Here is an 18,514-nt window from a genome sequence, read left to right on the forward strand (position 1 = left end):
CATAGTGACCGCCTCGGACAAAAATCCGTAAGCACATAGCCCGAGGTCGGCCCAGCGCCCCGTCGCACTGGTATCCGTGGCGCACGTTACAGCCCTATGTGACGCATTCTTGACGCCGCGTGAATGGGATCACTAATATCAAGCGTACGAAATACGTAACCTTTGTACGGATTGCGTACAGGCTTACCAAAGCAAGAGAAAGGGGTGCCATGAGTGTCCTGACCGCGCCGCGTTCTTCCACGCGCATCCAGCCCGCTACGGCTGCCCGCACGATCGGCAAAGCGGTCTGCCTCCTTATATTTACCTGGTTGTTCGTGTGGCCGCTGGGCATGCTCATCTATGGGGCCTTCAGCTCGTCACCGCTGGCGGGTAACCCCAAGTGGACCCTGTCGGGATTTGAGCGTCTGATCAATGACCCGAACGCCTACGCGGCGCTCGGCTCAACGGTCATCTACGCGGTGGTGATCACGGTCCTCTCCATGGCGGTAGCCGTCTTTATGGCCACGGTGACCACAAGGATGGATGTGCCCTTCCGGCGATTTATCACCCCCGTGATGGTCATCTTGGTCGCGATGCCGACCGTGCTGTATTCGCTGAGCTGGGCGATGCTTGGTGCTGGCCAGACGGGCATGATCAACCGCTTCTTCGACGTGCTCGGCCTCGACTTCCTTGCGGCGACCTTCAATACGCGTAGTTGGTTCGGCTTGGTATTGGTGACAGTGCTGAAGGCCAGTGCGCTGGCTTACATGATTCTTCTCGGAGCCTTCCGCAATCAAAATGCGGCTTTGGAGGAGGCAGCCCGGATCGGCGGCGCAAGCCGGATCCGTTCGTTCATAGGGATCGAACTGCCGGCCTTGCTGCCTGCCCTTGGTGCTGCCAGCCTCTTCATTTTTGTCAAAGGACTCGAGGCCTTTGAAACCCCGGCTGTCCTTGGACTGCCGGCCGGAATCAACGTGTTCGCCACCCAGATCTATGACTACTTACGCGGCGGATACGAAGCCGATTACCCCGCAGCCTCTGCTTCCTCCTTAGTTATCGTTGCCATCCTCGCGGTATTGGTGCTGCTGCAGCTCAAGCTGACAGGCGGGGGCAAGACGTACACCTCCGTGGGCGGAAGGGCCAAGGGCGCGGACCTCCGCAAACCGGGGAGATGGACGGGCGCCGTGGTCGCGGCGGTGCTCCTGTTCATTCTCGTTGCGCTGATCCTTCCCGTGGCTCAGGTCATCCTGAGCGCCTTCCGGCCCTACCTCGGCGCGTCCGACTTCACCCTGCAGAATTTCGAGCGCCTCTTGAACACCCCGAGTGTCATGAAGGCGTTGGAGACCACAATTATTGTGTCCACGATCGGCGGGCTCCTGACCGTCATTCTCGCGTTGGTTGTCAGTTTCGCTTTTGTCCGGATGAAGGGCCGGCTCGGCCGCTACATCCAATTGGCATCCTGGGTTCCCGCTGCAATGCCTGGCCTGGTTCTGGGCCTGGCCTTCCTCTGGTCGGTCCTGATGACGCCGGGAACCAAGAGCATCTACGGAACTGTCTGGATCCTGGTCATCGGTCTGGCCGTCGCCACCGTCCCGCTGGCCACCAGGACCTTGGAGGGTGCTCTGGCGCAGATCGGCGTCGATATGGAAGAAGCAGCACGAATCTCCGGCGACAACTTCCTCCGCGCGTTTGGAACTGTCACAGTGCGGCTCCTGGTCCCGTCCCTCATCTCGGCCTGGTTCCTCGTAGCCATCACCATGTCGGGGATCCTCGACGTGCCCATCCTGCTGGGCAGCGCCAACACCGAAATGATCGCCACTGTCAGCTTTGGCTTCTACAACAGCGGCGAAACCGTTCTGGCCGCTGCCCTCTACGTCATCTTTACCTGCGCGATGGCAGGACTGGCAGCTGCCGCATTCTTGCTCTGGCTGATAGCCCGCACCATCATTCGCCGCAGTGCCTCCCAACAGCGCGAAGAAGTACAAGGAGTTTCCGCATGACCAGCATCGTCATTAACAACCTGCACAAGTCCTTCGGCACCAAGACTGTATTGGACCACGTAGGACTCGAGGTAGAAGATGGGGAGTTCATCTGCCTGTTGGGTCCCTCCGGTTGCGGCAAGAGCACCCTCCTGCGCGCCATCGCAGGCCTGGAGCACCCGGAGGGTGGCACGATCTACCTCGGCAGCGAGGCCGTTTTCGATGACAAGGTCGGCATCAATAAGGCCCCGGAAGAACGTCACCTGGGGATGGTTTTCCAAAGCTTCGCGCTTTGGCCGCACAAATCAGTCTTCGAGAACGTCGCGTATCCGCTGAAACGAGCCAAGGTTTCCAAGGCCGAAACACGTGAACGTGTTCGGGAAGCGCTAGTCATGGTCGATCTGTGGGAACACCGGGAAGCGTATCCAGGAACGCTTTCGGGAGGCCAGCAACAGCGGGTCGCCCTGGCGCGTGCCGTGGTCCCGCGCCCTCGGCTGCTACTGCTCGACGAACCGCTATCCAGCCTGGACACCAACCTGCGCGCCCAAATGCGTCGTGAGATCCGTCGAATCCAGCAACATCTCGGGGCCACGGCCGTTTACGTCACGCACGACAAAGAGGATGCCGGCGGACTGGCCGACCGCGTTCTGGTTCTTCAGGACGGAAAGATCGTTCAACAGGGCGCGCCCCGCGATGTCTTCGTTTCCCCGAAGACGGCCTTCGTTGCCGAATTTGTGGGTTTCGACAACTTCTTCGAAGCCCTCGTTGTCGACTCAGGAGAAGCACAGGCCACGGTAGAGATCGGCAATGGTAACCGGCTGACCGCCGCCGTGACGTCCCAGTTGGAGGCTGGCAGCACCATCACGGTCGCCATCCGTTCCCGCCTTGTACGTGTCTCTCCCCATGATGGGACGCCAGTCGACGGCGCATTCGTGGGCACCGTGGTCTCTAAAGCCCATCTCGGCGACGACGTGGAAATCGTCATCAGCGACGGCGTTGCCGAAGTCGTTGCCCGTGTCCGCCCCGGCTACGCCCGCGATATCGAGGTCGGAGGTCTCGCCCTGGCCCAACCTCCCGCCGGAACGGTGGTTGCTGTCGAGGGTCAACGCAAGGGCGGTCCCGCTGCTCCCACTCCTACTCCCTCCGTCCGAATTAACGCCTAGAAAAGAAGCCCTGACATGAAGAACAAGATGAAATTTGCCGCCGTTGCCGTAGCATCCATGCTGCTGATCAGCGGCTGCGGCGGAAACGTATCCGCCAGCCAAGCAGTGAACGCCACCAGCGCCGCAGAGTTCTACGAGGCCGCCAAGGCAGAAGGCAAAGTAACCATCTACGGGCCCACCGAAGACTTGTACGCCGCCGTCTATGATGACTTCAGCGCGGAGTACCCGGGGATCGAGATCGTTACTTCGGATATCTTTGGCCAAGAACTCGACACCCGGCTCGAAGGCGAGCAGATCGCGGGCGGATTCGAAGCCGATCTGGTCCACATCGGAGTGTCCGACACCGAACGGTACAACGATAAGGGCTACCTGGCTGGCTTCACGCCGGTGGAAGCAGACGGCCTGGATGAACAGTTCATCGGTCCCGATGCAGCCTGGAGCGTTCCCTCGCAGCACCTCTATGCCACGGCTTACAACACCAAGGCACTCTCGGCAGAAGAAGTGCCGGCAACCTGGGTCGACCTGGCCGACTCGAATCTGGCGGGGAAAATCGCCACGGCTACGCCCAAGCAAAGCGGTGTCACCCCACAGGTCCTGGCCTCGGCGCTTGCTGCTGGAGCGATTGACGAAGCGTGGGTGGATTCCTTCAAGGCCGAGGCGAAGCCCAAGATCTTCCCCTCGGTGGCAAACGCGCTGCAATCAACGGTGACCGGCGAGACTGCCATTTCCTTCGTCGCCGGCTACGGCACGTTTATGCGACAGAAAGAACAGGGCGCCCCGCTTGAGTTCGTAGCCATGGACGACGGCGCCTACTTCTCCGACGTGGCCTACGCGGTCTTGGACGGAGGCCCGAACCCGAACGCTGCACGACTACTCGTTTCCTGGATGTTCAGTGACGCCGGCCAGGCATCCATTGCCAAGCACGTCTTTGAGTTTGGAACCATGCCGAATGCTCCGTTGCCGGCCGGCGCGGAAGAAATTGGCGACCCGGTGCGGCTCGCCTACCCCGGCGCAGAAAAATACCGTTCCACGCTTGAACTGCTGAACACCAAATTCTAGATCCGTGCGTAGAGCCGCAGTTGCGGCTCCACGCACCGTCCAGGGAGATCCTCCAGTGAATACCGAAGTCCTCATCGTCGGAGCGGGCCCTTGCGGCGCCACCATCGCCAACCTGCTCGGGATCTATGGCGTCAAGACGACCATCATCGACCGCGCTCCGGAGGTCATCGATTACCCCCGGGCTGTCGGGGTTGACGATGAATCATTGCGCGTTTTTCAGTCGTGCGGCCTCGGCCCCGAGGTGCACGCTGACATGATCCAAAATCAGGCGCTGATCTGGTTCGATTCGAATCTGACCAAGCTCGCCGAGATCGCACCATCAGGGCAGCCTTTTGGCTGGCCCCGCCGCAACTCTTTTATACAGCCGATGCTGGAAACGAAACTGCGGGCGGGCCTGAAACGCTTCGACCACGTCGACCTCAGGCTTGAACGGGATCTCGTCGAGCTCAAGCAGTTGGACGACGGCGTCGAGGCGACCATCGCGGCGGCGGACGGTTCAACAGAGACTGTCTTTGCGCAATACGTGGTCGGAGCGGACGGCGGGCGCAGCACCGTTCGCAAGCAGATCGGTGCGGTTCTGGAAGGAACGACGTTGCCCGCCCGTTGGCTCGTGGTTGACATCAAAGACTCGTCCTACCATGCGCCGTTTTCCGGAAACTACATCAGCAGTTCGCGCCCGTTCGTCTCCATTGACCTGCCGTTTGGATACCGGCGCTTCGAATTCCGACTCAATGACGACGAGACAGATGAAGAGATGGTGCAGCCCGAACGGGTGGAGCAGCTCATCCGCACCCACTTCAATTGGACTGGTCCCATGTCCGGGCTGGAACGCTCACGAGTGTACTCGCACCACAGTCGGGTGGCAGACCGCTTCGGAAACGGCAGGGTATTCCTGGCCGGCGACGCAGCGCACCTACAGCCGCCGTGGTTCGGTCAGGGCATGAATTCAGGTATCAGGGATGCGGCCAACGTGGCGTGGAAGCTGGCGGCTGTGATCAGGCACGGAGCCTCCGACGACCTGTTGGAGACCTACGGGCAGGAACGCCGTGGCCACGCCCGGGCACTCGTGGAACTGGCCACCATGCTCGGGAGAGTGTACGGACCGAAAACCAAGCTGGGTGAAAAGGTCCGCAGCTACGGCCTGCGCGCCATGCAGCGGATTCCGGCCACCAGGGACTACCTGCTGCAGATGAAGTTCAAGCCGATGCCGTACTACGAGCGCGGAGCCGTTCTTGACCCTTCGCCCAAGAACGCCGTCGGCAAGATGTTCATTCAACCTGACGTCGAGACAGCGGACGGGCGGCGGATCAAGCTGGATACGGCTGCAGGGGACTGGTTCACGATCATCGGAATCAACATTGACCCCGTGGAACACATGAACGCTGAATCGCTTCACTACTGGCGATCCCTCGGTGCACGTTTCTTGAGGGTGAATCGGTCCAGAGCGGGCCAGCATCTGCGAAAAGCCACGTCCGAGACCACTCTCCTGGACGACGTCCAAGGCGGCTTCCGCGACTGGTCGCGCGGCAACAGGAACCGCGACATTCTGGTGGTCCGCCCGGACCGGTACCTGGCTGCCTCGTGCGCCCGCGGCGATGCCAACACCATGACCCGCAGCTTCAGCAAAGTACTGCCGCTGAAGTCCACAACGCTCATCAGTAATTAAGGAGTCCACCATGGCAGAAATTGTCGGATACATCGCGATGTCCCACTCGCCCTTTTGGGACGAATCCTTCGACGTCGAAGGGCCGGGTGCCGAATTTGCGGCTGGCGCAGCGACCGTCAAGGAAAAGGTACAGGCGCTGGCCCCCGACCTGGTGGTCATCTTCGGGCCTGACCACATGCGCAACTTCTTCTATGATCTGATGCCGGCGTTTTGCATCGGCGCGGGGGAGGTCGTCAGCTTCGGCGACTATGGAGGTTATAAGGGTCCGCTGCCTCACCTCGAGGGGATCGGGCGGCAGGTCATTGAGAACGTTCGCGAACAGGGCTTTGATCCGGCCTTCTCCCTACGGATGGGGATTGACCACGGCATTGCCCAGCCCTACGAGGTACTGCTGCCGGACATGACCGTGCCTGTCCTCCCGGTAATGATTGATTGCGGCGCCGCTCCACGGCCGTCCATGAAACGCGCGCACGAATTCGGTGCGGCGGTCGGCAAGGCCCTGCGGGAGCTCGATGAGGATCTTCGCATCCTGCTGATTTCCTCCGGCGGACTGTCCCACTGGGTCAAGGCCGCGTCGCCCTACGACGAGTCGACCGACGCAGCGACACGGGAGTTCCTGATCGACGGCCGCGAAACCGTCGTCGAATACAACGCGGCACGGGAGGCAGGGCTGGCAGAGCGGATTGCCGCAGGGCACGAAGGCGATATTAACGATGAATGGGACCGATGGTTTCTGGAGCATATGACGTCCGGCAACATCGACGAGCTTCTCGCCATTGACCCGGATCACATGGAAAAGGTCGCCGGCAACGGAACCCACGAGGTCCGCGCCTGGCTGGCCGGGCTCGGGGCATGGAACGCTCCGGTGGAGACCGTCGCCTACGAACCCGTCCACCGCTGGGTGACGGGCATGGGCTTGGTCGCGGCGTTTTCGGCACCTACGGAGAGGAATTGACATGGAGCTTCGAACTATCCCGAAATTCAAAACAGACGAGTTCTTCGGCCTCGAAGACAAGTGGTTGGAGACCGCCCCGGGCGAACTGACCCACTACCACGAGGCAGGCGAAGGAACGCCTGTCCTCTTCCTGCATGGTTCCGGCAGTGGTGTTTCGGCGGCAGCGAATTGGTGGCTGAACCTGCCCGAGCTCTCCAAGGAGTACCGCACAATCGCCATCGACTTGCTGGGATTCGGCCAGACGATCGAAGCCCCGGACAGCCCGTTCGGGATCAAGGCCTGGGTCAAGCACATCGTGCGCGTGCTGGATAAGTTGGGGATCGACAAGACCTGGCTGGTAGGCAACTCGCTCGGCGGCTGGGTGGCATTCCAGTTTGCCATTGACTACCCGGAGCGGCTGGCCGGCATCATATCCATGGGAACCGGCGGAGCTCCGCGTACCAAAGCCCTAGCCAGCCACGCGAATCCCACAGTCACTCCGGAGGGAATCCGGCAGGCCCTCCTCGACTTTGTGGTGGATGCATCACTGGTCTCCGACGAGCTGGTCGAGGCACGCTACGCGGCGTCGTCCATTGAAGGCGCCACCGAACGCTTCCGCCGTGTCATCGCGGCGCGCGACGAGGACCGTGAACAGCTGCCGCTGGACATGGATGTTTTGGCCGCGCTGGAGATTCCCGTGCTGCTGATCCACGGCCGCGAGGACCACGTGATCCCAATGGGACGCAGCCTGCAGTTGGCAGAGGTGATCCCGCATGCGGACCTGCACCTTTTCTCCCAGTGCGGGCACTGGAGTCAAGTGGAACGTGCGGAGGATTTCAACCGCGTTGTCGCCGCCTACCTTCAAACGCACAGCTAGGGTAAACCGTAAGTAACTGACCGCTGTGTGCGGGTCCTGCCGCCGGGACCGCACACAGCGGCCGAGATGAAGAAGGGCAGGCCGAGTGGACCAGACTAGGTTGGTGCACCCCATTGCGCCGGGTGACTACGTCCAATCGCTGGACAAGGGACTCGCGGTGATCAAGGCGTTCAACAGTGACCGCCGCACGATGACCCTGACCGAGGCTGCCGAAGTGACCGGGCTTTCGAAGCCGAGCGCGCGTCGATTCCTGCTCACACTGCAGGCACTGGGATACGTGGCACAGGAAGACGGTCGGTTCCGCCTGCGGCCGCGAGTCCTGGATCTCGGCGGCTCCTACCTGACCTCCGGAGAGCTGCCCGGGATCGTCAATCCCTACCTCGCCGACCTCAATGCGGAGCTGCGCGAGGCATGCTCCGTGGGCGTTCTCGACGGCGACAACGTCGTCTATATCGCCCGCGCCTCGGCCCAACAGCGCATCATGACTTTCAACGTCCAAGTCGGGACGCGCATCGATCCAGTCATCACAGCTTTGGGAAGAGTCCTGTTGGCCAACCTACCCGGGGCGGAGCTCGAAATTTACCTCCAGCGACGGGAGCAACTCGGCACGCAGCCGCAGGTGCACCAGTTGGAAGGCTTCCGTGCGGACCTGAAAGCCATCCGCGAGAGGGGCTGGTGCCTCATGGACCAGGAAGTGGAACTTGGCGTCCGGACGATAGCTGCGCCGCTGCACAACGTAGATGGTTTGGTGATTGCCGGCATCAACGTGGCCGTTCACACGGCACGGGTCTCACTCGAACGACTCGAAGGTGAGTTCCTGCCCAAGCTTCTAGCGACACGCGAGCGCATCAACCAAACCCTGGCGGAGTACGGTCCGGAGCTCAAGAACTACTGAGTCAACTTGAAGCTGGCGAGTTCAGGATCCCGGACGGGAGCGAAGCATCTCCAGATAGTGCGGGTTCTGCATGACGCCCAGCACGTTGCCGAACGGATCGACCACCGAGGCCGTGATGAAACCGTGCCCCCGCTCGATGACCGGCTCCAGTTCCTTCGCGCCCTTCTCCAGCAGCCGCCGATGGACGGCCGGAACATCGTCCACGTGCCAGTAGAGGATGGCGCCGCCCGGATCTATCCCGTGCCCGGCCGGAGCATGCCGTGTGTCGATCAGGCCGAGCTCATGCTGATAGTCGCCGATCCTGAATTCGGCATAGCCCGGCTGCTGGAAATACGGCCTGGTGTCCAGCAGATCCGAATACCAGGCCACAGCCGCCGGCAGATCGGCGGTCCAGTAGCTGACCGTGCTCATTCCTCGCAGCATGGGTGCCCTCCCGGTCGATGGCCAGCGCCGCACGCGGGGCGGCACGCGGTGATGCTGGGACGCTACCGCAGATCGCCGTCGCTGTCTGCCCTTCCCGGTGACACCACGGACAATCCGGCTAACTAGACCGCCAGCGGCTCCTCCGCAAGGTGCCGGCGGCTTTCCAACCTCAGCTCCAAGTCATTCATGACAATCGCGGCCAGGTCCTCCAGTGTCAGCGTGTCCTCGGCGCTGAAGTCGCGCGGCTCGAAGTCCAGGATGCACAGCGTGCCCAGGTTGTAGCCGTCCCGGGTCTTCAGCGGGACGCCGGCGTAGAACTTCAGCCCGAACTCGCTGGCGACCAGCGAGTTGGTCATCGCCCGGGGGTCTGCCGGCGCGTCGTTGATGATCCACGGCCCGTTCTGCAGGATCGCCGACGCGCAGAGCCCAGGCTCTCGGTCGAGCTGCTCGATGTCCAGCCCGTGGTGCGACTTGAACCAGATCCGGTCGTGGTCCACCACACTGACAATGGCGATGGGGGCGGCGAAGAGCCGGGCGGCCAGCGCCGTGATGCGGTCGAAGGCGCCGTCCGCCGGAGTGTCCAGGATGTTGTAGCGCTGGACCGCTTCCATCCGCTGTGGCTCATCGGCCGGGATGATCGAAACGTCCTTGTACCGGCCGCGCCGCGATTGCGCCAGATCGGACAGCATCAACGCCACCTCGCGGCCGGTGGGCCGCGCCTCTGGCTCGCGCGCTGTCATCGCGGTCAGCAGCCGCTCCCACTCCGGCCCCAGCGTGGCCGGAATCACCGGATCGCGCAAGAGCCGCGCGACGGCAGATTCCAGCGGCGGCCCGGAGAACGCTGTCTGACCGGTCAAGCATTCCAGCAGCACCAGACCTAGCGAATAGATGTCGCTGGCCGGCCCAATGGGTTCGCCCTTCGCCTGCTCCGGGCTCAAGTAGCCGGCAGTGCCATAGATGCCAGAGACATGGGCATCTTCAGAGATCACGACGGCGATGCCGAAGTCGGTGAGTTTGGCGCGCAGACGCGACCCGCCGTCGTCGTAGTTAAACAGCATGATGTTCCCGGGCTTCACGTCCCGGTGGACCACGGAGTTGTTGTGGATGTAGGCCAGGCCCTCTGCCAGATCATGGCCAATCTGCGCGACATGCCTTGGCGGCAGGGCGCCTTCCGCCAAGCGGGTCTTCAGGTCGGCGCCTTCGATCATTTCCATGACCAGGTAAATCTGCGGATGTCCGGCTTCGATCCGGTCGATGCCGGCATCCAGAAGAGTGACCAGGTTTCCGTGATTTAGCCGGGCCAAGAGCTTGATCTCGGCGTTGTCGTGGCGGAACTCTTCCTCGTTCATCGAGGGGCGCTGAATGACCTTGACCGCCACTTCCCGCCCCAGGACTTGATCTTCCGCCCGGTACACCTTTGCGTTGGCTCCGGTGCCGACCAGATTCTTAAGCCGGTACCGCCCATCCAGCAGCATGCCGGATCGATCTAGATGAGGCGCCAATGTCTCCTGCTTTCTGGCCGCCCCCTGGCGGCACCCCGGCCGTCACTTTGACAGCACCCTTACTAATCGTACGGGCTCGGGATCCCGGACCTGACCACAACGCGGGGGAAATGCTGAATCGTTATCACTCCTCCGCTGCGACCACGGACCGTTCCTTATAGCGGACGGACGCCCGCTTGCTCCGGGTGGTGAAAAATACCCCCACGATGACCGCCAGTGCGCCGAGGATCTGCATCCCGCTGATCGATTCATCCAACAAGAGGTACGCGCCGAGCATGGTGAACACCGGCACGAAATTCAGGAACACCGACGCCTGCGAAGCACCTAGGGCCGCGACGGCGCGGTTGTAAAGCAGCAGGGCGACTACCGAGGGGAAGACGCCCAGGTAGAGCAGGCCCGACCACTGGCCGAAGCTGACCTCCGGGACGCCCACGATCATCCACTCGCCGGCCACCAGCGGCAGCAGGCACAACACGGACAGTCCGGTCATGACCAGCACCGCGCCGTGGGCGGGGAACAGGTGCAGGTACTTCTTCACGGCCAAGGAGTAGACCGCCCAGGACACCGCGCCGACGGCCATGATCGCGTCGCCGATGTTCCAGGACATCTCCGCAAGGCGCAGCAGTTGGCCGTTGGTCACCACCCACAGCGCTCCGCAGAGTGAGAGCAGAATGCCAAGCCACTGCAGCGGCCGGAGCCGTTCGCGCAGCAGCCAGAAGCTCAGCAGCACGGTGACGGCGGGAATGGATGCTTCCAGCACCGAGACGTTGGTGGCAGAAGTGAACTGCAACGCGGAATAGATCAAGGTGTTGAATCCGGCGATCCCGGTGACCGTCATCAGCAGGAGCGGCTTCCAGTGCCGCACGAACAGGTGACGGGAACGCCAGGCGCTGCGGTACCCGAGGGGAAGCAGCACCAGGAACGCGACGGCAATTCGGCCAAAGGCGATGGTCAGCGGAGGCAGATCGCTCAGGGCCTTGCCGGTGAGGATGTTGCCGGCATAGAAAACCACCACCAGCATCAGCAGGAGATAGGCGCGCATGCTGCTCCTCCTGCTTCGGTGGCGGGTATCCGACAAACATTAGCGCCCAAAGGCGGTGCCGGGCATCCGGCTGCCTTTTTGGTTCGGAACGTGGTGCGGGTAACGGCAGGAAAATGGCGCGGGCACCGCCCGGGTTGGGTTAAGTTAACGGGAGGAACTGAGAAAGGGCAGCGCCATGCCGGGCGAAATAAATGATGCTAGTGGATTGAGCGTGGAGGAGTTCCTCCACGACGCGGCGGTCGACAGTACGGACCTAGAGGTTTTCCTTAATGCTCTGGTGCGCCTGGCCGTGCACAATCTTTCGCACCCCGGCGAGGAGTTGCTGTGCGGCATCACGCTGCTGCGGAAAAAGAAGGCCAGCACAGTGGCCAGCAGCAGCGACCGTGCGCAAGCGCTGGACGAGATCCAGTACGACTTCCCTGACGGACCCTGCCTCAAAGCGTCCCGGGAGCAGGTCCTGGTCCACGTAGCCGACCTGCCAGAAGATGCCCGCTGGCCCGAGTATCGGGCCAAAATCATGAATGAGGGCGTCCGGTCCATCTTGGGCGTGCCGATCGCCATCGGCTCCGGTAACGCCGCGGGCCTCAATCTCTATTCGGACGAAGCCGGCAGGTTCGACGAGGAGTCGATCGAGTCTGCCCAGCAATACGCCCGGCAGGCCTCACGGGCCCTTTCGCTGGCAGTGCGCCTTGCCAGCCACCGCGATGCCGAAGCCGACCTGGCAGCCGCGCTGGAGACCAGGACCACTGTTTCGCTCGCGATCGGCATCATCATGGGCCAGAACCGCTGCAGCCAGGAGGAAGCCTTCGCCCTGCTCAGGTCCGCCTCCAGCAGCCGCAACATTAAGCTCCGCGACCTGGCAGCAGACCTGGTGGCATCGGCCGATCCATCCGGTGAGGGCGCCCATTTCGACCGGTAACGCCTGCCGCCCCAGGGGCGCGCGTTGACTTTGGTTCTTGTTGCTGTAGCGTGAAACGTGGCTAAAGCAGTTGGCCTTGGAATACTCGTATGGAATGAGACCTCCATGAAAAACCAGCTGTTTGTGCCTGCCAGGCCTCACGCTCCCCGTAGCTCCCTGCACCTTGGTCAGTTCGACCTGGAGGTGTCGACATGAGCACCGTGATTGAAGCTCCGGACCAAACGACCTTCCCCGCGGATCTGTCCGTCCTGTCCACGGACGAACTCCTGGCGCTCAGCAGCCGGTTCTTCCGCCAGCTGGACCGCAAGCATCCTGTGCGCGACGCCATCGTCCAGTACTACGCCGTCGCGCGGGAGCTCGAAGCCCGCGAAGAGGCCGGTCTGGACGGCGATGAGCAAGACCGCTTGGGCGCCTAGTCCTTTAGCCGCGCTGTTGTGACTGGACGGCCGGCGACCGACGTCGTCTGCAGCCGCGGGAGACGCCACAAACTATTAAGACCACCAAAGCAGCAGAGGCCATGAGGCAACACCCCTCATCGCCTCAGCTGCTTTTCTATGTGCACGAATTGTCCGACCCGGCCGCTAGCTTCTGCCTTATGCCTGACTGCCTCAGTACAAGAAGATCGGCAGCCACTCGGGGTTGTGTGCGTGGACAAGCGCCAGGAACAGCACGAAGTCGAAGATCAGGTGCACTGAGACGACGTAGGTGAGCGACTTCGTCAGCTTGAAGGTGTAGCCCTGCAGCAGCGCGAACGGGAAGGTCAGCAGCGGTCCCCAGGCCTGGTACCCGATCTCCCACAGGAAAGACGAGAACACCACGGCTTGCAGAATATTGGCCAGCCAATCGGGGAAGTGGCGCCGCAGCAGCGTGAACGTGGTGCAGATGAAGAACAGCTCGTCCCAGATGCCAACAGCATTCACGCCAAGAAAGAGCCGCCAGAAAATGGCGGGATCGGAGGCATCCGGCCAATTCTGGTAGACCCCCGTGCTGATCAAGTAGACCGGCAGAATGAAGTAACCCAGCGCGACGACGCCGATGAGGTACAGTTTCGCGGTCAGCGGCCACTTGCGCCCGGTGTTCACCGGAAACTTGATGATGCCCTCGCGGTAGACGAACCTCGAGATCAACCACGGCACCACGACGGCCAGCGCGAGGGCGCTGCCCATCAGGACCATATGGGAGATGCTCAGGTCCGCGTTCAACGGCACCAAGCTGATAATGAACATTCCCGCGGCGACCAGCGAGAGGTGCCGAGCAAACCCACGGTCGACAATAGCGGCCGTCAGCAGGCTGGCGGCGAGCAGGCTGTAGCCGAAGAGATCATTCTCGACACCGAATAGCAGCACCCCCGAGGTCGAGAGCAGTACCGCCGGGACCAATTTCCAGCTGAGCGTAGTGCGGGTTGGTTCCGTCGAAGTCGTTGTCACGCAACAAGCATGTCAGCGCAACCGACGGACGGGAAACCGTTCACAGCTCGGCGGGTTTTCTACGCTTTCGTCGTGATGCCTAGTGGTGGCCTGTCTTCGTAGTCCCGAACATGAGTGTGCGGCGGCTGACGTCGTAGTAGACGGTCTCCGAGGTGGATAGCAGGTCCTGCAGATTGTCTGCGTCGTCGGCGTCCAGCGTCAGCACTTCTTCCCATGCGCCCTGGTCGAGGACCAATTGCAGGGTCCAGGTGCCGCGGGCACCCGCCTCGCCGGCCACCCAGGTGAACTGGTAATGGCTGAGCTGGCGGACCTTGATGCTGTCATCGGTCACAGGCTGTTCCGGCGTAGGCGTCATGGTTTTGCTCCTTGTCATGAGGAAGCCTTAATCGGCCTCACATGGTTTTGGGTCCGGATGTAACACCTCAGCGGTGCTAAGGGTGCTGATTACCTTCCTCCATTGACGCCCTGCTGGCAAGCCCTCCCGGAACTTTCTGTTGGGGGAGGGTCTCGGCTTTAATCTTCCAGCCAGGCCGGGGTGAAGAGAAGGTTCAAGCCTTCGGACACCGTCGGGTGCGTGATCACGGCATCGCGGACAGCGGTGTAGTCGAGCCCGCCGATCATCGCCATCTGCAGCACGGCGATCGCCTCGCTGGCGTTCACTCCACGCAGCGCGGCACCCAGGATCTTGCCGGTCTCGCGGTCCAGCACAGCCTTCCATTCGCCGGCCAACTGGCCGACGGTTCGGGCACGCGGGATAGCGCTTACCGGCATCCGTGCGATTCGCACCTTATGGCCGAGATCGCGCGCCTGCTGTTCGGTCAGGCCCACCCGGGCCAGCTCCGGCGTCGTAAAGACGGTGTAGGGGATCAGCCGTTCCACGCTGGACCTCGGCTGTCCCTCGCCTCGCTCAGCGGCCAAGTTGGCCTTGAGGATTCGGTAGTCGTCGTAGGAAGCGTGCGTGAACTGCGGTGATCCCGCCGCATCGCCCGCAGCCCAGACGCCCTCGGCCGACGTGTGCAACCGGTCGTCCACCTGCATGATGCCCTTGTCCGAGAGCATCACGCCCACGTCCTCGAGCCCGAGGCCGTCCGTCACCGGCTGCCGGCCGAGCGCCACCAGCACATCGTCGGCGTTGACAGTCTCCCCGGTGGACAGGGTCACGGCGACCGTGCCGTCGTCGTCGCGTTCAATCTTTTGAGCAGACGCCCCCAGCTTCAGCGTGATGCCGGCGTCGGTGAAGTCCTTGGCCACGGACTCCGCAACGTCGGCGTCCTCGCGCGGCAGCAGCTGGCCCGCCCGCTGCACCACCGTGACCTCCACGCCGATGGTATTCAGCAGGTCCGCGAATTCACAGCCAACGTAGCCGCCGCCCAGGATCACCATGCTCTCCGGCATTTGCTCAAGGTGCAGCAGCGTGTTGCTGGTCTGCACGTTGGACTCCGCCAAGCCCTCAATGTTCGGCAGCATCGGCTCGGTGCCCAAATTAATCACGACGTCGGTGCCGCGCAGCACGCGGGTGCCGCCGTCGTTCAGCGAAACCTCCACGGTTTTCGGCGCCACGAACTTGGCCTCGCCCAGGATGAAGTCCATGCCGGAGCCAGTGAACAGCTTCTCCTGGCCGGCCACCATGGTGTCCACCACGTCTTCCTTGCGGCGCCGCAGCAGATCAAGGTCCATCCGCGGATCCTGCACGCCTGCCACTCCGAACTCCGCTGCCCGCCGCGCCGTCTCGAGGACCCGGCCGGAATGGATGATGGTCTTGGTGGGGATGCACGCCACGTTGATGCAGCTGCCGCCGATCATGGCCCGCTCGACCATCGCCACTTTCTGCCCGGACTTAGCCAGGTCCATGGCCAGCGATTTGCCGGCCTTTCCGCCGCCGACCACCAGCAGATCGAATTCCTCGGGTTCCATGGCCAACCTTTCCTCGGCGGTGCGGCGTCCAGCGCCGCCTTAAGGCAACCGTACTCCTGACGGCAGTAGTACCGCGGCCCACCACAATCGCCCACAGCTCCGGGCGGCTGCTGGCTCAGCAGCGTGCGGCCTCCCACCGGTGGCTTGGCTCTCAGCCATAAATCGGGCCGGCGCAATATTTTCGGTGCAGGCCGCGAACGGGACATACTTACACGCATGGCACAGACGGGCAGGATTGATGGCTGAAACCTACGTCAAGATCTGCGGACTGCGGACCCCCGAAGCGGTCGCGGCCGCCATCAGCGCCGGCGCCGACGCGGTGGGATTTGTTTTCGCACCGGGCGGTCCGCGCACGGTCAGCGCGAAACTGGCTCGCTCGCTCGGCGAGGCCGTGCCGGCAGCGTTCGAAACGGTCGGCGTGTTCCGCAACCAGCCCATCGGCGAAGTCATCGAGACCGCCCGGGCAGCAGCGGTGACCGCCGTCCAGCTGCACGGAGAGGAAACCCGCGACGACATCCGCTCGCTGGAGGACGCCGGGTTCCGCACGCTGCGCGCCTTCTCCGCCGATGCCTACGACGCCCTGTCGGCGAATGAAAAGGCGGACTGGGAGAGCGGGCGGATCCTGCTCGACGCAGTGGAGCCCGGCGCCGGGGTGACCTTCGACGCGAGCGCCATCCAGGCGCAGCCGCCGCGCGGATTCTGGCTGCTGGCCGGTGGGCTGACTCCTGCCAACGTCGGCGTGCTGATCGCCACTCTCCGGCCCAACGGCGTGGATGTCTCCAGCGGCGTTGAATCCAGCCGCGGTATCAAGGACAGCGGACTGATCCGCGAATTCGTGCACGCCGCCAAAATGCAGTGAGCCTGCGGCGCCGCCTCAGCGCCGGGCCGACGTCCAACCCTGCTGGTCTGGCCTTCCGGCGCACATCCCGCTGTGAGGTCGAAGGGAGCCCTTTTCAAGTCTTCAATCAATGCTGGTTGCTATTGCCGCCGCCGGAGCCCACATCGAACAGTGGGGAGTTAACAATTAGAGTTTTCGCTCAATAAGCGTGGACACTGGACGCAGCGAGGCTACCTGATGAATGGTGGAAATGTCTGGTATCGGCATCTGCAAACTAGCAAATGGAAAACCAGATCCTGCGTGAATTGCGACGGCTCCGTGCGTACTTATTTGTTCGGGATGGAAGCTTATCAGGGTGAAGTCTGCAGCAAAGTCGGGGAGTGCCTGTGGCGCAGGGTTAAAATAAAGGCCGAGCACGGATTCGAGTCCGTAACCCGAAAGGTCGACTAGCACGGCGTTATTGTGATCGGATGCAAAAGTGACCGGTTTGGATCCTTCTGCTCCACCAATGCTGCCAGCAATAATTTTTGAGCGGTCATAAATGACGCCTGAGAGAAGCAATGATTTGACTTCCGACCGATCAAGGATGTGCAGGATGTCGCCTGGGTTCTCCTTCTGGTCCCAAGGCAGGAGCCCAGGCAATCGTGCTGCGACGGAGAATATCTGAACAGCATCGAGATCATCGAGAGAAGGAAGGTGAATGGTCTTTCTTCCTACACCTCCGCTGTACTTCTGTGGTTGAACAGATGTCATTCCAGACCGATGGTAGTGAAGCTTTGGTTTGTTCTCCTCACCCGTCTGTACATAGTTGCCTTCGTTAGGAATGAGCCCGCCTTCCTCAGGGACCACCAGTTCCGACGAAATGATCACTCCCCAGTTCTGCAGATGCGGCGTCACCATAATTCCCCCATCCTGCCGGTTTATCGAGATGGAGAGCATCTTGCGGGTAACACGCTCGGAGTTCATTTTGATGTGGACGCCGAGGCTGTGCTTTCTTGAAAGCCTGTCTAGTGGTGGGTGAGTCATGTCGCCTCCAGTTCGTGGTGTGCGACGCCTAGTAGGCCTAATCGCTTTTGCTTGCCTGATAGAAGCTTGCCTGATAGAAGTAAGTATTAGCAGACCCTCGGATGCAACTGCTAGTTGAACGGACACACTTTAGACACGCAGGCATTGAGAACCATGCCTATCGAGCATTGTCTGGCCCAAGGTGTTCGGGGTCGACGTGTTGTTTCCATGTCGGAGTTGTAAGGCGTCAGAGTGCTGACGCCTCATCAGTTTTCGCCTGCACTTTCGATGGTGGATTCTGGGCGCGAGCGCCAAGGGTGACAGTTGACGGAGCACGGCTATGTCGTCACTTCCCACCTAACGGGACGGGGCGGTCTATGAAAGGGTCCGTCCCATTAGCGCCGGGCCGAGGTCCATCCCTGCTGGTGCAGGCGCTCGAGGCAGCAGGTCCAGCGCAAACTCGAACTCGAACTGGTCGTCGCAGCCTTGGCCCACCACTGATGCGTCTTCGTGAGCGCCCGCCATGGCAACCTCGGCGACATGAGGGTACCTGACGGCCATCGTCTACAGCATTTCGCCCGCACGTCCACAGGGGGCCACTCTGCGAGCCGTCGAACATCTCCTTGGTGCAGCCCCACATACGGCTCCCCAGAGCGTGAATTATGTGATGCGTCAGATCCGCCGAGAATCCGCCGGCCCGGAACACGCCGATCACTGAGTCCACGTAATCCAGGACGGTCGGCGTCTTGTTGGCCGTCGACTCCAGTTTCGGTACATGGCTTACAAGTCTGGCAGCCCGGAAATTCTTCATGCGCAATCCACTCCCGGTCTAACCCGGCCCGATCAGCTAATAGCTCGAACGCTGGTCCGAGGAACGCGGTTTCGTAGGAAG

The 18,514-nt window shown here is 62.0% G+C and carries 18 protein-coding genes; 10 read left to right on the forward strand and 8 right to left on the reverse strand.

The annotated features are described in order from the left end of the window. The first annotated feature begins 209 nt into the window (after positions 1–209). The 7 genes from AC5RWX_RS10635 (at position 210) to AC5RWX_RS10665 (ending at position 8,552) form a co-directional block, all read left to right on the forward strand. The gene (locus tag AC5RWX_RS10635) at positions 210–1,979 is read left to right on the forward strand and encodes an ABC transporter permease (RefSeq protein ID WP_494097415.1); all 1,770 of its coding nucleotides are present in this window, start codon (positions 210–212) and stop codon (positions 1,977–1,979) included. Continuing rightward, positions 1,976–3,121: an ABC transporter ATP-binding protein gene (locus AC5RWX_RS10640; RefSeq protein ID WP_494097416.1), complete on the forward strand. Its 1,146-nt coding sequence runs from the start codon at positions 1,976–1,978 to the stop codon at positions 3,119–3,121. Before AC5RWX_RS10635 ends, AC5RWX_RS10640 begins: the two co-directional genes overlap by 4 nt. Before the next feature lie 15 nt (positions 3,122–3,136). Beyond that, positions 3,137–4,180 carry an ABC transporter substrate-binding protein gene (locus AC5RWX_RS10645; protein ID WP_494097417.1) on the forward strand — a complete coding sequence of 348 codons (1,044 nt, stop codon included), beginning with the start codon at positions 3,137–3,139 and terminating at the stop codon, positions 4,178–4,180. 55 nt (positions 4,181–4,235) lie between these two features. Beyond that, on the forward strand, positions 4,236–5,846 hold the full coding sequence (locus AC5RWX_RS10650; RefSeq protein ID WP_494097418.1) for a bifunctional 3-(3-hydroxy-phenyl)propionate/3-hydroxycinnamic acid hydroxylase: 1,611 nt from the start codon (positions 4,236–4,238) through the stop codon (positions 5,844–5,846). Positions 5,847–5,856: 10 nt separating this feature from the next. Then, on the forward strand, positions 5,857–6,801 hold the full coding sequence (locus AC5RWX_RS10655; RefSeq protein ID WP_494097419.1) for a DODA-type extradiol aromatic ring-opening family dioxygenase: 945 nt from the start codon (positions 5,857–5,859) through the stop codon (positions 6,799–6,801). A gap of 1 nt (position 6,802) precedes the next feature. Continuing rightward, the gene (locus AC5RWX_RS10660; RefSeq protein WP_494097420.1) at positions 6,803–7,657 is read left to right on the forward strand and encodes an alpha/beta fold hydrolase; all 855 of its coding nucleotides are present in this window, start codon (positions 6,803–6,805) and stop codon (positions 7,655–7,657) included. A gap of 103 nt (positions 7,658–7,760) precedes the next feature. Further along, positions 7,761–8,552: an IclR family transcriptional regulator domain-containing protein gene (locus AC5RWX_RS10665; RefSeq protein WP_494097421.1), complete on the forward strand. Its 792-nt coding sequence runs from the start codon at positions 7,761–7,763 to the stop codon at positions 8,550–8,552. A 21-nt stretch (positions 8,553–8,573) separates the two neighbouring features. On the opposite strand, the gene AC5RWX_RS10670 is transcribed toward AC5RWX_RS10665, so the two are convergent. The 3 genes from AC5RWX_RS10670 to AC5RWX_RS10680 all read right to left on the reverse strand — a co-directional run bounded on the left by AC5RWX_RS10670 (position 8,574) and on the right by AC5RWX_RS10680 (position 11,519). Further along, on the reverse strand, positions 8,574–8,963 hold the full coding sequence (locus tag AC5RWX_RS10670) for a VOC family protein (protein WP_494097422.1): 390 nt from the start codon (positions 8,961–8,963) through the stop codon (positions 8,574–8,576). Between the two features lie 134 nt (positions 8,964–9,097). Continuing rightward, a complete protein-coding gene (locus tag AC5RWX_RS10675) occupies positions 9,098–10,450 on the reverse strand; it encodes a GAF domain-containing serine/threonine-protein kinase (RefSeq protein ID WP_494097423.1) in 1,353 nt (450 codons plus the stop codon). A 151-nt stretch (positions 10,451–10,601) separates the two neighbouring features. Next, positions 10,602–11,519 carry a DMT family transporter gene (locus AC5RWX_RS10680; RefSeq protein WP_493942744.1) on the reverse strand — a complete coding sequence of 306 codons (918 nt, stop codon included), beginning with the start codon at positions 11,517–11,519 and terminating at the stop codon, positions 10,602–10,604. 211 nt (positions 11,520–11,730) lie between these two features. On the opposite strand from AC5RWX_RS10680, the gene AC5RWX_RS10685 reads away from it, so the two are divergent. Together AC5RWX_RS10685 and AC5RWX_RS10690 are read left to right on the forward strand one after the other, a co-directional pair. Next, positions 11,731–12,438: a GAF and ANTAR domain-containing protein gene (locus tag AC5RWX_RS10685; protein ID WP_493942218.1), complete on the forward strand. Its 708-nt coding sequence runs from the start codon at positions 11,731–11,733 to the stop codon at positions 12,436–12,438. Positions 12,439–12,629: 191 nt separating this feature from the next. Continuing rightward, the gene (locus AC5RWX_RS10690; RefSeq protein WP_493942219.1) at positions 12,630–12,854 is read left to right on the forward strand and encodes a hypothetical protein; all 225 of its coding nucleotides are present in this window, start codon (positions 12,630–12,632) and stop codon (positions 12,852–12,854) included. Positions 12,855–13,046: 192 nt separating this feature from the next. On the opposite strand, the gene AC5RWX_RS10695 is transcribed toward AC5RWX_RS10690, so the two are convergent. The 3 genes from AC5RWX_RS10695 to AC5RWX_RS10705 all read right to left on the reverse strand — a co-directional run bounded on the left by AC5RWX_RS10695 (position 13,047) and on the right by AC5RWX_RS10705 (position 15,779). Next, on the reverse strand, positions 13,047–13,865 hold the full coding sequence (locus AC5RWX_RS10695) for a CPBP family glutamic-type intramembrane protease (RefSeq protein ID WP_494078046.1): 819 nt from the start codon (positions 13,863–13,865) through the stop codon (positions 13,047–13,049). A 79-nt stretch (positions 13,866–13,944) separates the two neighbouring features. Further along, positions 13,945–14,220: a hypothetical protein gene (locus tag AC5RWX_RS10700; RefSeq protein ID WP_493942221.1), complete on the reverse strand. Its 276-nt coding sequence runs from the start codon at positions 14,218–14,220 to the stop codon at positions 13,945–13,947. 158 nt (positions 14,221–14,378) lie between these two features. Next, complete coding sequence (locus tag AC5RWX_RS10705; RefSeq protein WP_494097424.1) at positions 14,379–15,779, reverse strand: dihydrolipoyl dehydrogenase family protein; 1,401 nt, start codon at positions 15,777–15,779, stop codon at positions 14,379–14,381. A 238-nt stretch (positions 15,780–16,017) separates the two neighbouring features. On the opposite strand from AC5RWX_RS10705, the gene AC5RWX_RS10710 reads away from it, so the two are divergent. Beyond that, on the forward strand, positions 16,018–16,638 hold the full coding sequence (locus AC5RWX_RS10710) for a phosphoribosylanthranilate isomerase (RefSeq protein ID WP_494078044.1): 621 nt from the start codon (positions 16,018–16,020) through the stop codon (positions 16,636–16,638). Positions 16,639–16,803: 165 nt separating this feature from the next. On the opposite strand, the gene AC5RWX_RS10715 is transcribed toward AC5RWX_RS10710, so the two are convergent. Both AC5RWX_RS10715 and AC5RWX_RS10720 read right to left on the reverse strand, forming a co-directional pair. After that, positions 16,804–17,643, reverse strand: a complete 840-nt coding sequence (locus AC5RWX_RS10715) for a hypothetical protein (protein ID WP_494078043.1) — start codon at positions 17,641–17,643, stop codon at positions 16,804–16,806. Positions 17,644–17,997: 354 nt separating this feature from the next. Beyond that, the gene (locus AC5RWX_RS10720) at positions 17,998–18,183 is read right to left on the reverse strand and encodes a hypothetical protein (RefSeq protein WP_494078042.1); all 186 of its coding nucleotides are present in this window, start codon (positions 18,181–18,183) and stop codon (positions 17,998–18,000) included. Positions 18,184–18,514 lie beyond the last annotated feature (331 nt).

Source organism: Arthrobacter sp. SPT-J7 (assembly GCF_059089965.1).

Excerpts from the sequence above, each read along its gene's own strand:
- AC5RWX_RS10660 (WP_494097420.1), top strand. The coding sequence starts at position 6,803 with ATGGAGCTTCGAACTATCCCGAAATTCAAAACAGACGAGTTCTTCGGC.
- AC5RWX_RS10675 (WP_494097423.1), bottom strand. The coding sequence starts at position 10,450 with ATGCTGCTGGATGGGCGGTACCGGCTTAAGAATCTGGTCGGCACCGGA.
- AC5RWX_RS10635 (WP_494097415.1), top strand. The coding sequence starts at position 210 with ATGAGTGTCCTGACCGCGCCGCGTTCTTCCACGCGCATCCAGCCCGCT.
- AC5RWX_RS10700 (WP_493942221.1), bottom strand. The coding sequence starts at position 14,220 with ATGACGCCTACGCCGGAACAGCCTGTGACCGATGACAGCATCAAGGTC.
- AC5RWX_RS10715 (WP_494078043.1), bottom strand. The coding sequence starts at position 17,643 with ATGACTCACCCACCACTAGACAGGCTTTCAAGAAAGCACAGCCTCGGC.
- AC5RWX_RS10645 (WP_494097417.1), top strand. The coding sequence starts at position 3,137 with ATGAAGAACAAGATGAAATTTGCCGCCGTTGCCGTAGCATCCATGCTG.
- AC5RWX_RS10710 (WP_494078044.1), top strand. The coding sequence starts at position 16,018 with ATGGCTGAAACCTACGTCAAGATCTGCGGACTGCGGACCCCCGAAGCG.
- AC5RWX_RS10655 (WP_494097419.1), top strand. The coding sequence starts at position 5,857 with ATGGCAGAAATTGTCGGATACATCGCGATGTCCCACTCGCCCTTTTGG.
- AC5RWX_RS10705 (WP_494097424.1), bottom strand. The coding sequence starts at position 15,779 with ATGGAACCCGAGGAATTCGATCTGCTGGTGGTCGGCGGCGGAAAGGCC.
- AC5RWX_RS10670 (WP_494097422.1), bottom strand. The coding sequence starts at position 8,963 with ATGAGCACGGTCAGCTACTGGACCGCCGATCTGCCGGCGGCTGTGGCC.
- AC5RWX_RS10690 (WP_493942219.1), top strand. The coding sequence starts at position 12,630 with ATGAGCACCGTGATTGAAGCTCCGGACCAAACGACCTTCCCCGCGGAT.
- AC5RWX_RS10720 (WP_494078042.1), bottom strand. The coding sequence starts at position 18,183 with ATGGCCGTCAGGTACCCTCATGTCGCCGAGGTTGCCATGGCGGGCGCT.
- AC5RWX_RS10640 (WP_494097416.1), top strand. The coding sequence starts at position 1,976 with ATGACCAGCATCGTCATTAACAACCTGCACAAGTCCTTCGGCACCAAG.
- AC5RWX_RS10680 (WP_493942744.1), bottom strand. The coding sequence starts at position 11,519 with ATGCGCGCCTATCTCCTGCTGATGCTGGTGGTGGTTTTCTATGCCGGC.